The sequence below is a fragment of the Bradyrhizobium sp. CCBAU 11430 genome (assembly GCF_028128855.1).
In the GTDB taxonomy this organism is placed as follows: Bacteria; Pseudomonadota; Alphaproteobacteria; order Rhizobiales; family Xanthobacteraceae; genus Bradyrhizobium; species Bradyrhizobium ottawaense.
Window position 1 is genome coordinate 12387 of the sequence record NZ_LBJV01000039.1, and the last position, 12138, is coordinate 24524.

12 protein-coding genes are annotated in these 12138 nt (G+C 64.9%); 1 reads left to right on the plus strand and 11 read right to left on the minus strand.

The window, feature by feature from the left end:
• Positions 1-77: 77 nt before the first annotated feature.
• The 9 genes from XI04_RS10295 to XI04_RS10335 all read right to left on the minus strand — a co-directional run bounded on the left by XI04_RS10295 (position 78) and on the right by XI04_RS10335 (position 8941).
• The gene (locus XI04_RS10295) at positions 78-1331 is read right to left on the minus strand and encodes an ABC transporter substrate-binding protein (protein ID WP_244439128.1); all 1254 of its coding nucleotides are present in this window, start codon (positions 1329-1331) and stop codon (positions 78-80) included.
• A 308-nt stretch (positions 1332-1639) separates the two neighbouring features.
• The gene (locus XI04_RS10300; RefSeq protein ID WP_028142407.1) at positions 1640-2590 is read right to left on the minus strand and encodes a sugar-binding transcriptional regulator; all 951 of its coding nucleotides are present in this window, start codon (positions 2588-2590) and stop codon (positions 1640-1642) included.
• Between the two features lie 7 nt (positions 2591-2597).
• The gene (locus XI04_RS10305; protein WP_271609967.1) at positions 2598-3260 is read right to left on the minus strand and encodes an HAD family hydrolase; all 663 of its coding nucleotides are present in this window, start codon (positions 3258-3260) and stop codon (positions 2598-2600) included.
• Positions 3261-3351: 91 nt separating this feature from the next.
• Positions 3352-5268, minus strand: a complete 1917-nt coding sequence (locus XI04_RS10310; RefSeq protein WP_271609968.1) for a nitric oxide reductase activation protein NorD — start codon at positions 5266-5268, stop codon at positions 3352-3354.
• Between the two features lie 10 nt (positions 5269-5278).
• Positions 5279-6088 (minus strand): CbbQ/NirQ/NorQ/GpvN family protein, encoded by an 810-nt coding sequence (locus tag XI04_RS10315; protein ID WP_271609969.1) that lies wholly within the window; start codon positions 6086-6088, stop codon positions 5279-5281.
• 63 nt (positions 6089-6151) lie between these two features.
• Positions 6152-7498, minus strand: a complete 1347-nt coding sequence (locus tag XI04_RS10320) for a cbb3-type cytochrome c oxidase subunit I (protein ID WP_038970565.1) — start codon at positions 7496-7498, stop codon at positions 6152-6154.
• Between the two features lie 37 nt (positions 7499-7535).
• On the minus strand, positions 7536-7988 hold the full coding sequence (locus XI04_RS10325) for a c-type cytochrome (RefSeq protein ID WP_018315916.1): 453 nt from the start codon (positions 7986-7988) through the stop codon (positions 7536-7538).
• A 114-nt stretch (positions 7989-8102) separates the two neighbouring features.
• Entirely contained in the window at positions 8103-8363 is a 261-nt protein-coding gene (locus tag XI04_RS10330) for a cytochrome C oxidase subunit IV family protein (protein ID WP_038947885.1), read from the minus strand.
• Positions 8363-8941 (minus strand): cytochrome c oxidase subunit 3 family protein, encoded by a 579-nt coding sequence (locus tag XI04_RS10335; protein ID WP_028142401.1) that lies wholly within the window; start codon positions 8939-8941, stop codon positions 8363-8365. The genes XI04_RS10330 and XI04_RS10335 overlap by 1 nt, the downstream gene beginning before the upstream one ends.
• A 173-nt stretch (positions 8942-9114) precedes the next feature.
• Between XI04_RS10335 and XI04_RS10340 the strand changes: the two genes are divergently transcribed.
• Complete coding sequence (locus tag XI04_RS10340) at positions 9115-9282, plus strand: hypothetical protein (RefSeq protein ID WP_085967637.1); 168 nt, start codon at positions 9115-9117, stop codon at positions 9280-9282.
• 11 nt (positions 9283-9293) lie between these two features.
• Here XI04_RS10340 and mmsB read toward each other — a convergent pair whose 3' ends face one another.
• Together mmsB and mmsA are read right to left on the minus strand one after the other, a co-directional pair.
• On the minus strand, positions 9294-10484 hold the full coding sequence (mmsB, locus tag XI04_RS10345) for a multiple monosaccharide ABC transporter permease (protein WP_018315912.1): 1191 nt from the start codon (positions 10482-10484) through the stop codon (positions 9294-9296).
• Positions 10481-12058, minus strand: a complete 1578-nt coding sequence (mmsA, locus tag XI04_RS10350; RefSeq protein ID WP_152103237.1) for a multiple monosaccharide ABC transporter ATP-binding protein — start codon at positions 12056-12058, stop codon at positions 10481-10483. Before mmsA ends, mmsB begins: the two co-directional genes overlap by 4 nt.
• Positions 12059-12138: the final 80 nt, after the last annotated feature.

A 12138-nucleotide genomic window follows, 5' to 3' on the forward strand; every position in this document is an offset into this window, starting at 1 on the left:
CTCCGCTGGCGGGAAGAAGGCGGCCATCCATGACCCTGGATGGCCGCAAGTCTGAGCTCAGGAGGAAGAGCTCGGGTTCACTTGATGTAGCCGGCGCGCTTCATCTCGCGCTCGGTCGCGGACTGCGCGGCAGTCAGCGCGGCATCGACAGTCATCGAGCCCGCAAGCGCGGCGGAGAATTGCTGGCCGACCTGGGTGCCGATGCCCTGGAATTCGGGGATCGCAGCGTATTGCACGCCGACATAAGGCACCGGCTTCACCGTCGGCTTGTTCGGATCGGCCGCGTCGATCGAGGCCAGCGTCAGCTTGGCGAACGGGGCGACCTTCAGATATTCATCGTTCTTGTAAAGCGAGGTCCGCGTGCCCGGCGGCACGTTGGCCCAGCCCTCCTTCGATGCCACGAGCTTGGTGTAGTCCTTGCTCGTCGCCCAGGCGATGAACTTCTCGGCGGCTTCCATCTTCTTGGATCCGGCGGGGATCGCGAGATTCCAGGCCCACAGCCAGTTGGCGTTCTTGCCGAGCCCGGTGTTGGGCGCGAGCGCAAAGCCGACCTTGTCGGCGACCTTGGAATCCTTCGGATTGGTGACGAAGGACGCCGCCACCGTGGCGTCGATCCACATCGCGCATTTGCCGGCGTTGAACAGCGCCAGATTCTCGTTGAAGCCGTTGGAGCTTGCGCCGGGAGGGCCGGCTTCCTTCATCAGATTGACGTAGGTCGTGAGCGTCGTCTTCCATTCCGGCGTGTTGAACTGCGGCTCCCATTTCTCATCGAACCAGCGCGCACCGTAGGAATTGGCCATCGCGGAGAGGAACGCCATGTTCTCGCCCCAGCCGGCCTTGCCGCGCAGGCAAATGCCATAGGTGCCGGCGCTCTTGTCGGTGAGCTTCTTGGCGGCATCGACTACGAAATCCCAGGTCGGCTTCTCCGGCATCTTCAGGCCGGCCTTGTCGAACAGATCGGTGCGATACATCACCATCGAGCTCTCGCCGTAGAACGGCGCGGCATAGAGCTTGCCGTCGGCGGTGACCGCGTCCTTGATCCTGGGCAAGAGGTCGGCGACGTCGTAATCGGCGCCGAGATTGGCGAGCGGCACCAGCCAGCCCTTCTTGGCCCAGATCGGCACCTCATAGGTGCCGATGGTGAGCACGTCGAACTGACCGCCCTTGGTGGCGATGTCCGTGGTGACGCGCTGACGCAGCACGTTCTCCTCCAACGTCACCCACTTCACGGCGATATCCGGGTACTTCTTGGTGAACTCGGCCGTCAGCCCCTGCATGCGGATCATGTCGCCATTGTTGACGGTGGCGATCGTCAGGGTCGTTTCGGCCATCGCGGGGACGGCCAACAACAGAACAGACGCGCCGCAGACGGCGCCCAAGACATGTTTCACGGTGACCTCCCTCAAACTCGCGCTTTGAGCATATGCCCACGCGTTGAGCGTATGTTCAACGCAAGGGAGGAGGATTGTCAAGCAGGCGCGAAGCCGTTTGCGCAACTTATGAGTGCTGCGGTGCGGGAGGGGTGGGAGGTCGTGCGGTGCAGAAGCGACGGTAGTTGTTCGGATCGAGCGCCGCGGCTTGCTTCACCTCTCCCGTTTGCGAGAGCGGGAGCCGTGTCCCTTTGCCGTGCGAAGCCCGCCTACCGCTCCAAAATCGCCCTTGCCGTCGTCTCGTCGGTAATCAGCCCGTTGATCAGCCCGCCGTTCAGCGCCGCCGCGATCGCCGGCACCTTGGCGGCACCGACCGCGGCGGCGATGGTCGTGGTCTTCGCCGGCACTTCCGGCGGGATGCTGGTGAGGCGCTTGTTGGTGCCGGCCTTGAGCAGGCGGCCCTTGGAATCATAGGCCCAGCCGGTGATCTCGCCGATGGCACCCAGCCGCATCATCTCGAACAATTCGTCGCGAGTGACGAAACCGTCGACATGCACCTGCGCCTTCTGGTCCATCTGGCCGATGCCGACGAGGCGCAAGTCCGCCTTGGCCGCGACCGCCTTCACCTTGGCGATCGGCTCGATGCGGACCATCTTGTTGCGCTCGTCCTCGGACGACATCAGGAACGGCAGCGGCATCGGATAGTGCCGTGCGCCCGTGCGGTCGGCGAGTCGGCCGACGGTGTCGTAAAAGCTCGCCGAACCGTCCGCGGAGATGGTGCCGACCAGCGAGACGATCTGATGATTGGGCCGGTCGATCGGGGTGACGCGCTCGACCGCAGCGCGCACCGCCCGGCCGGTGCCGAGCGCGACGATCACCGGCGTCTCCGAACGCAGCGTCGCATCGAGCAGATTGGCGCAGCGTTCGGCGATGCCTGCAGTGGCCTGCGGCGCGGCGGGATCAGCGGGCACCACCTCGCAATGAGCAAGGTCGAAACGCTCCTTCAGGCGCGCCGCAAGCTCCATGCAGGCGGCGATGGGATGTTCGAGCCGGAAGGTGATGAGGCGCTCGGCAAGGCACAGCGACACCAGCCGCTGCGCCGAGGCGCGCGAGACCTGCAGCATCTTTGCGATCTCGTCCTGGGTGTGACCGGCGATGAAATACAGCCAGCCGGCGCGCGCGGCATCGTCGAGTCGCGACTTGTCGTTCTCGGCGGCCATGCGGGCCTCACGCCTCCCAGAAATCGCTCATGCGCGCGAAGACCCGATCGGCCCCCGCCTCGGACAATATAGCCCGCCCGTCGCGTCCGCGGTAATGGCTGCCGCCGACAAATCCCCAGACGGTCATGCCGGCCGCCTTGCCGGCCTTGACGCCGCTGACGCTGTCCTCGATCACCAGCGTGCGCGCAGGTTGCACTCTCATCTTTTCTGCCGCGAGGAGAAATAGGTCGGGCGCCGGCTTGCCATGCCGGACCATCTGCGCGGTGTAGAGCCGCTCGCCGAAATGCGCCCTCAGGCCTGTGACGTCGAGGGAGAGCGCGACGCGGTCGAGGTCGCTGGACGAGGCCACGCAAAACGGCACGGACAGGTCGGACGTCACGCCGGCAATGCCGGGAATCGGCTCAAGCGAAGCTGCGAACGTCGACAGCACTTGCGACTTCAGGCGCGGCAGAAAGCCGTCGGGCACGATCTGCCCGAGATCGCGATAATGCTGCTCGATCGCCTTGGTGCTGCGCCCGAGAAAGAGCTCGAGCGCCTGCTCCGGGCTGAGCGCGATGCCGAACTCGGCCAGCACCTCGGACAGGCATCGGCAGCTCAACAGCTCGCTGTCGACGAGCACGCCGTCGCAATCGAAGATGATCAGATCGGGTCTTGGCTGGCCGCGGTCCATCCGGCCATACGATCATATACTCACGCTATGAGCAATAGTTCACCGGAGGACCGGGGCGCCGCGGGGCGCGCCGGATGAGTGCGCGACCGGATTAGTGCGCGACCTGCCGGTAGATCGCCGGCAGCGCCGCGGGTAGCCGCTTGATGTTGCCGACGATGGCATAGCCGCCGCGCCCGAACAGGGTCGGGAAATAGGATTGCGCGGTTGCGTCCACCGTGACGCCGAAGGCGGCGATGCCGAGCCGGCGCGCCTCTTGCACCGACTTGCGGGTGTCCTCGAGCGCGAAGCGGCCCTCGTAATGGTCGACGTCGTTCGGCTTGCCGTCGGTGAGGACGAGCAGCAGCTTCTTGCGCTGCGGCTGGCGGGCGAGCTCGGCCGCGGCGTGGCGCACCGCCGCGCCGATCCGCGTGTAATAGCCGGGCTTCAGCGCGCCGATGCGGCGCTCGACCGTCCCGCTCATCGGCTCGCCGAAGGCCTTGACCGTCTCGAGCCGCACCCAGGACCGCCGGCGCGAGGTGAAAGTGAGGATGCTGTGGTGATCGCCGCAGGCCGAAATCCCGTGGGCGAGCGCCAGCAGCGCCTCCTTCTCGACGTCGAGCACGCGATAGCCGTCGACCCAGGCGTCCGTGGACAGCGAGACGTCGACGAGCAGCGTGACGGCGAGATCGTGACCTTGCGGGCGCATCGCGACGTGGATGCGATCGAGACCGCTGCTGCTGCCGGCGCGGAGGTCGCACCGCGCGCGCACCAGCGCGTCGAGATCGAGGTCGTGTCCGTCGGCCTGAGCGCGCATCAATTCATGGCGCGGCCGCAACACCTCGAAGCGGCGGCGCACCTGGCGGATGTGCCGGCGCATGGCGTCGTCAGGCGTCCAGCTCTCACCGTGCTCGGAGGCCGCACCGGCCAGCACGCGGCAATGATCGGGCAGATAGGATCCGCTGCGGTAATCCCATTCGGGATAGGTAAGGTCCGCATTCAGCCGCGACGCATCGAGGGCCTCGGGCGGCAGATCGAGATCGAACCTGAACCGGCTCGCCGGCTTGCCGGTGCGGCGGCTGAGCGTGATCTCCTCGAGATCGTCGGCCGCCTTCTGCGCATCCTCGTCCTCACTGTCGTCGGCCGGACGGTCGACATTGACCATCTCGGCCATCGCGAGGATCTTCTCGAAGCGGTTGAGCACGAAAGGATCGCGGCGGTTGGCATTATCCTCACGCTCGCGGACGGCAAAGCGCTTGCGATTGTCCTGGGCCTCGGGCTCGGCGCCCGGCGCGCACTCGTCCTCGCCGGCATGTGCGGGCGAGAGCTCGCGCGTCCAGCAATCCCCCCAGAGCGGGCACGGCAGGATCGAATGATAGCCCGGCGGCGCCTTGTCCGGCAGCGGGCCCGTTCCCATCATCGCCGGCCACAGTCTGCCCGCAGGTGCCTTGCCGGCGCCGAGCAAGGCCAAGACGATCTGCTCGACCTCCTGCTCAATGCGCGGCAACGGGCGACGAGGCCGGGCCTCGGCCGTTGCCGCGGCGAGCTGAGCGTAATCGGCGACAAGGCCGGGGAATTGCGTGAGCACCCAGACCGCCGTCTCACTTGCCCGGCGCAACACCAGAAGATCCCGCCGCAGCGGATCGGCTTCCGTGATCGTCTCGATCGGTGCGGCTGCGAACCATGCCGCAAGCCAGCGATAGAGCGCCGCGTTCAACGCGCGGTCGGGAAAGATCGAGATTCGATCGGGCAGGAAAATGGTCGCGGCATCGCGACCCGGCTGCTCGAGGCGCTCGTCACCGAGGCCGATGCGCTGTCGCCAGCCGAGACGGTGCCCCGATTTTCGCGCGCCCGCGCTTGCGATCTGAACCCCAGTCTCGCCGCCGAGCGCGCGGAACATCACCGCGAGCCGGCCTCTCACCTCGGTCAGTGCAATGGCGTGATCATCGTGAACCGGATAGCTCGCGGTGCCGCCGACCATCCTGTGCCAGGCGCGGCCGACCGTCTCCTCCAGTTCGAGGAAGTCGAGCATGGGCGCGGCCTCACCCGATGACGGCGCGTGCGACGTCCAGCAGGGCAGCCTTCACGTCGGAATCGTCGGTCAGCGGTTCGATCATGCCGGCCAGCACGGCATCGGCAATCGGCGTGCCCGCGGCAATCAGGGTCGCGCAATAGACCACGAGCCGGGTCGAGACACCCTCTTCCAGATCGTGGCCCTTGAGCGCGCGCAGCCGGCCAGCCAGCCCCACCAGCGGCCGCACGCGCTCCGGCGACAGTCCGCTTTCGGCGGACACGACGGCGATCTCCTGCTCAGGCGGCAGGAAGCCGAATTCGATGGCGATGAAGCGCTGCCGCGTCGATGGCTTCAGCGCCTTCAGCAGCGTCTGGTAGCCGGGGTTGTAAGAGACCACGAGCATGAAGCTGTTCGGCGCCACCAGCTCCTCGCCGGTCCGCTCCAGCGGCAGGATGCGGCGGTCGTCGGTCAGGGGATGCAGCACGACTGTGACGTCCTTGCGGGCTTCCACGACCTCGTCGAGATAGCAGATGCCGCCCTCGCGCACGGCGCGCGTCAGCGGACCATCGGTCCACACGGTGTCCCCGCCCCTGAGCAAATAGCGGCCGGTGAGATCGGCGGCGGTGAGATCGTCGTGACAGGCAACCGTGTGAAGCGGCAGGCCCAGCCGCGCCGCCATATGCGCGACGAAGCGGGTCTTGCCGCAGCCGGTCGGCCCCTTGAGCAGAACCGGCAGACGACGCCGCCAGGCATGCTCGAAAAGCTCGCATTCGTTTCCGGATGGAACATAGACCGGCAGCTCGGGCGCCGAGGTTACCGTGTGAAGGGCAGCTTTCATGATGTCTCTCCGGATTTTCCAGGAAGCAGGCGGCCGCGGCGAACCGCGGCCGCCCTTTCTCGTTTACTCGGCCGGCTGCAGCACGGCGGGAATGATCGCCTGCTTCTCGCGGCCCGGCACCAGCACGGCCCACACGAACATCAGCGCGGAGATCGCGACGAACACGCCGGAGCCGAGCCGGACCCAGTAGAACATCGCGAGCTGGTCCTGCACGTCCATGTAGCCCTGGCCGAGCACGCGCTGGAGATGGACCTGGACCACGCCGGCGAAGGTCAGCGCGAAGGTCATGGTCATCATGGCCGTGCACATGATCCAGAAGCTCGTCATGGAGAGCCATTGGTTATAGGGCGCGCGTCCCTTGATCTGCGGGATCGCATAGGCCATCACCGACAGGTTCAGCATCACATAGGCGCCGAAGAAGGCGAGATGGCCGTGCGCGGCGGTGACCTGGGTGCCGTGGGTGTAGTAGTTCACCGAGGACAGCGTGTGCAGGAAGCCCCAGACGCCGGCCCCTAGGAACGCCATCACCGAGCAGCCGACCGACCACAACAGCGCAGCACGGTTCGGATGCTTGCGGCCGGCCTTCCAGGTCATCTGCACGGTGAAGATCACCATGGTGAAGAACGGCGCGACTTCGAGCGTGGAGAACAGCGAGCCGATCCACTGCCAGTAACCGGGCGCGCCGATCCAGTAGAAGTGATGGCCGGTGCCGAGAATGCCGGAGAACAGGGCAAGGCCGATGATGACGTAGAGCCACTTCTCGACGACCTCACGATCGATGCCGTTAAGCTTGATCATGAGATAGGCGAGCACGGAGGCCATGATCAGCTCCCAGACGCCCTCGACCCAGAGATGGACGACGTACCACCAGTACATCTTGTCGACGGCAAGGTTCGCCGGGTTGTAGAAGGCGAACAGGAAGAAGATCGCAACGCCCCACAAGCCGAACAACAGGATGTTGGTGACCGTGGTCTTGCGGCCCTTCAGCGCCGTCATCGTGACGTTGAACAGGAACATCAGGCAGACGACGACGATGCCGACCTTGATGATGAAGGGCTGTTCGAGGAACTCACGGCCCTCGTGGTAGTGGAAGAGATAGCCGACCACGGCGACGCCGGCTGCGCCGAAGAACATCCAGAACTGGATCTTCGCCAGCAGCGGGCTATAGAGCTCATTCTCGGTCTCTTCCGGGAGCAGATAGTAGGTCGCGCCCATGAAGCCGATCAGCGACCACACGATCAGCGCGTTGGTGTGGATCATCCTGACGATGTTGAACGGCAGCAGCGTCGACAGCGTATTGGGTAGGACGTAGATGGTCCCGGCGAGCAGGCCGAACACGACCTGGGCCAGGAAGAGGGTCAGCGCGCCGTAGAAATACAGCATCGCGACTTTCTGGGTTTGGTACTTCATTTCGGGTTCTCTCTATCTTGAAAGAGGAAAGCTGTGCTCAGCCCGCCTTGTTCGGCGGCCAGCTCTGACGCTTGATCGTGCTGGTCCATTGCAGGAAGTCAGCGAGATCGTTGAGTTCCTGGTCGGTCAGGTTGAACTGCGGCATCTGCCGCCGGCCCTCCGCGCCCGAGGGCTGCGATTGCATCCAGGCCTTCAGCGTCTCGCGCGCGGCGGCCGGATCCTCGTTGCCGCCCCAGCGATCCCAGACGTTGCCGACCTCTGGGGCGAAATAGGCGCCCTCGCCCAGCAGCGTGTGGCAGTTGATGCAGGAGTTCTTCTCCCACACATGCTTGCCGCGGGCGACCGACGACGTCAGCGTCTTCGCGTCGGTCGAGGTCGTGGCCATGTAGTAATGGCTGTGCGCCGTCAGCCCTATGAAAATGGCGAAGAAGAAGGCCGAACCGCCGTAGAAGACATTTCGAGCGGCCGACTTGGTCAGGCGTTCAGCCATTGCCAATCCTTTCCGTTTGATTCCTGAGAAAGATGCGATCCTGCGATTTATTGCCGATTGCCAGGGGGCACTCTTTGACGAAGCGCAAGCAGCGCGACGATGCGCAAGCGCCAGTCAGATCAAGGCAACGACGGCCGATGCGAGCCAGGCAAACAGCACCACGATGAAGACCCAGGCGCTGACGATGCCGCGCCAAAGCGCCGGCGCTGAGCGAAGATCGAGGAAATCGAGCACGATACGGCGGCCCTTGAGGGCGGCGAACGTCAGCAGCAGGGCATTGGCGAACAAGGGGCGCGACACCAGCGGCGGGATCAGAATGGTCGCGAGCGCAAGGCCGATCAACACGATCCAGGTGACGTCGAGACGATCCGGAATCACGGGTGCACCAGATAGATGATAGGAAACATGACGATCCAGAGCAGGTCGACCATGTGCCAGAAAGCCGTTCCGGTCTCGACGCCCGCCGCTCGGGCACCCCGGGACACTACGGCCAGAATCACGATGCCGAGGCCGACATGCAGGAGATGGAAGCCGGTGAGGAGGAAGTACAGCGTGAAGAACGGGCTGGTCTCCAAGCCGTTTCCTAACGCAATCTCGCCGGCATATTCGAACAGCTTGACCGCGATGAAGACGACGCCAAGCGCCATGGCGCCGAACAGCCAGCCGCGCGCACGCCGGCTTTCGCCCGCCCGTGCAGCAGCCGCCCCGCGCGCGGCAGCCCAGCCGCTGGTCACGAGCACGATGGTGTTGATTCCGGCCAGCTGCGCATCGAGACTGGCCTGACCGGCCGCGAAGACCGCCGGGTGAAGCGCGCGCGCGATGACGAAAGCGCCAAGGAACAGGCCGAAGGCGGCGAGCTCGCTGAAGATCAGCACCCAGATCATGGGATCACCGGGAAGATCTTCCAGGATTCCCCAGCCGGTTCCCTGTTGTTCGCAATCCGTTGCCGACATCTGACTTCCGCATCAAGACGCCGAACAGATATCCCACCGGCGCGATTCCAACTTTGTCGCCGGACAAATAGTGCAACTGGCCAGAGGCGGGTTTGCGCTATCGCAACGTCCCGCCCGCCTCACCGTCATAGGGTGGATGCATCCGGCGGTTCCGCAAAATGGCGAGCGATGCAATGAGCGATGCACAAATCGGGCTGATAACCGCGACCCCCATCATCATCGTGTTCGCCATCGCGCTGCGGCGAATGGGGGTGCTGTCGACCGTGGCGACCGTATCGGCGGTGACCCTTTCCGTCGCGATCGCGACGGTGTTGTTCACGACGCAATCACCGCTGCCGTAGCGCCGTTGCGGCTACCGCCGCTGGTTATACACGTCGATACACACCGCCCCGAGCAGCACCAGGCCCTTGATCACCTGCTGGTAGTCGATGCCGATGCCGAGGATGGACATGCCGTTGTTCATCACGCCCATGATCATGGCGCCGACCACGGCGCCGCCGACGCGCCCGACCCCGCCATAGGCCGAGGCGCCGCCGATGAAGCAGGCGGCGATGACGTCGAGCTCGAAACCCAATCCCGCCTTCGGCGTCGCGGTGTTGAGGCGCGCGGCGAAGACGAGGCCGGCGAGCGCGGCCAGCACGCCCATGTTGACGAAGGTGAGGAAGGTCAGCCGTTCGGTCTTGATGCCCGACAGTTTTGCCGCCTTCGCATTGCCGCCGACCGCGTAGACTTGCCGGCCGATCACGGTGCGCCGGGTGACGAAGCCATAGAGCGCGATCAACGCGGTCATGATGACCAGCACGTTCGGCAGGCCGCGATGCGAGGCGATCAGATAGGTGAAATAGAGCACGGCGCAGGCGAGCAGAACGCTCTTCCCCAGGAAGAACGCGTAGGGCTCGACCTCGATGCCATGCGATTGCTCGCGCGAACGGCCCTTGGCACTGGCATAGACGAGCCCGAGCGCGAGCACGGCACCGATCAGCATGGAGGTCGGATGCAGCGTGCCGGCTTCGGGCAGCAGTTCCGGAATGAAGCCCGACGACAGCTTCTGGAAGGTCGCCGGGAACGGGCCGAGCGACTGCCCCTGCAGCACCGCGAGCGCGAGGCCCTTGAACACCAGCATGCCCGCCAGGGTCACGATGAAGGATGGAATGCCGAAGAAGGCCACCCAATAGCCCTGCGCCGCGCCGATCGCCGCCCCCAGCAACAGGCAGGCGATGAAGGCGAGCGTGTAATCGATCTTGTAGGTCACCATCAGCACGGCGGCGACCGCGCCGACGAAGCCGGCGACCGAGCCGACCGACAGGTCGATATGGCCGGTGACGATGACCAGCAGCATGCCGAGCGCCATGATGACGATGTAGCTGTTCTGCAGCACCAGGTTGGTCAGGTTGAGCGGCTGCAACAGCGTGCCGCCGGTCATGACCTGGAAGAACAGCATGATCGCGATCAACGACATCAGCATGCCGTAGTTGCGCAAATTGTTCTTGATGAAGCTGCCGTGCCGGCGCTCCTCGGGCAGCGATACCGTCTTGTCGGTCATGGCTGCATTCCTCCCATTTCCGCGGCCGCGGGCGCGGCGTTCCCAATGTTTCGTTCGTTGCGCATGATGGCGCGCATGATTTTTTCCTGCGTCGCGTCCGCACCCTTGAACTCGCCGACGAAGGCGCCGTCGTTCATGACGCAAATCCGGTCGCAGATGCCGAGCAGCTCGGGCATCTCCGAGGAGATCACCACGACGCCGCGGCCGGCTTCCGCCAGCTCGTTGATGATACAGTAAATCTCGTATTTGGCACCGACGTCGATGCCCCTTGTCGGCTCGTCCAGGATCAGCACCTTTGGGTCGGTCATCAGCCATTTCGACAGCACAACCTTCTGCTGGTTGCCGCCGGAGAGCTGGCCGGTCTCCTGGTAGACGTCGGAGCAGCGGATGCGCATGCGGGTGCGATAGTCGCTGGCGATCTTCAGCTCGGCGATGTCGTCGATCACGCGTTTGGGTGCAACCTGATCGAGGCTGGCGAGCGTGATGTTCTTGCGGACGTCGTCGGCCAGGATCAGGCCAAGCTGCTTGCGGTCCTCGGTGACGTAGGCAAGGCCGGCGTCGATCGCCGCCGCGACGCTCGGCAGCACCATGTCTCTGCCTTCGAGCCGGATGCTGCCGCTGATATTGCTGCCCCAGGAACGGCCGAACAGGCTCATGGCGAATTCAGTGCGGCCGGCGCCCATCAAGCCAGCAATGCCGACGACCTCGCCGCGCCTGACGCCGAAACTGACGTTCTTGATCACCTGCCGCTCGGGATGGATGGGGTGATAGACTGACCAGTTCGCGACGTCGAGCACAGGCTCGCCGATCTTCACGCTGCGCTCCGGGAAACGGTGAGCCATGTCGCGATTGACCATGCTGCGGATGATGCGGTCTTCCTGGATCGGCTCGGCGCGACAATCGATGCTGTCGACGGTGCGGCCGTCGCGGAGCACGGTGATGTGGTCGGCGACCTTGGCGACCTCATTGAGCTTGTGCGAGATCAGGATCGAGCCGATGCCCTGCTCGCGGAACGCCATCAGGCGTTCGAGCAGCGCGGCGCTGTCGGCCTCGTTGAGGCTCGCGGTCGGCTCGTCCAGGATCAGCATGCGCACCCGCTTGGACAGCGCCTTCGCGATCTCGACCAGCTGCTGCTTGCCCACGCCGAGATCAGTGATCAGGGTGTCCGGGGATTCCTTCAGGCCGACCTGTGCCAGCAGCTCACGTGTACGACGGTAGACCTCGTCGCGGTCGATGACGCCGAGCTTCGACGGCGGATGCGACAGGAAGATGTTCTCGGCGATCGACATCAGCGGGATCAGCGCCAGCTCCTGGTGGATGATGATGATGCCGAGCGCCTCGGAATCGTTGATGTCGCGGAAGCGCCGCTCCTCACCGTCGAAGACGATGGTGCCCTCGTAGCTGCCATGCGGGTAGACCCCGCTGAGCACCTTCATCAGCGTCGACTTTCCGGCGCCGTTCTCGCCGACGAGCGCGTGGATTTGCCCGGCGTGAACCGAGAAGTTGACGTCGCGCAGCGCCTGCACGCCGGCAAAGCTCTTGCTGACGTTGCGCATCTCCAGCATGGCGGTCATGGCGTCGTGTCCTTGGAAACTTTCGTGAATCCCTCCGCCGTCATTCCGGGGCGATGCGAAGCATCGAACCCGGAATCTCG

Excerpts from the sequence above, each read along its gene's own strand:
- XI04_RS10295 (WP_244439128.1), bottom strand. The coding sequence starts at position 1,331 with ATGGCCGAAACGACCCTGACGATCGCCACCGTCAACAATGGCGACATG.
- XI04_RS10300 (WP_028142407.1), bottom strand. The coding sequence starts at position 2,590 with ATGGCCGCCGAGAACGACAAGTCGCGACTCGACGATGCCGCGCGCGCC.
- XI04_RS10305 (WP_271609967.1), bottom strand. The coding sequence starts at position 3,260 with ATGGACCGCGGCCAGCCAAGACCCGATCTGATCATCTTCGATTGCGAC.
- XI04_RS10310 (WP_271609968.1), bottom strand. The coding sequence starts at position 5,268 with ATGCTCGACTTCCTCGAACTGGAGGAGACGGTCGGCCGCGCCTGGCAC.
- XI04_RS10315 (WP_271609969.1), bottom strand. The coding sequence starts at position 6,088 with ATGAAAGCTGCCCTTCACACGGTAACCTCGGCGCCCGAGCTGCCGGTC.
- XI04_RS10320 (WP_038970565.1), bottom strand. The coding sequence starts at position 7,498 with ATGAAGTACCAAACCCAGAAAGTCGCGATGCTGTATTTCTACGGCGCG.
- XI04_RS10325 (WP_018315916.1), bottom strand. The coding sequence starts at position 7,988 with ATGGCTGAACGCCTGACCAAGTCGGCCGCTCGAAATGTCTTCTACGGC.
- XI04_RS10335 (WP_028142401.1), bottom strand. The coding sequence starts at position 8,941 with ATGTCGGCAACGGATTGCGAACAACAGGGAACCGGCTGGGGAATCCTG.
- XI04_RS10340 (WP_085967637.1), top strand. The coding sequence starts at position 9,115 with ATGAGCGATGCACAAATCGGGCTGATAACCGCGACCCCCATCATCATC.
- mmsB (WP_018315912.1), bottom strand. The coding sequence starts at position 10,484 with ATGACCGACAAGACGGTATCGCTGCCCGAGGAGCGCCGGCACGGCAGC.
- mmsA (WP_152103237.1), bottom strand. The coding sequence starts at position 12,058 with ATGACCGCCATGCTGGAGATGCGCAACGTCAGCAAGAGCTTTGCCGGC.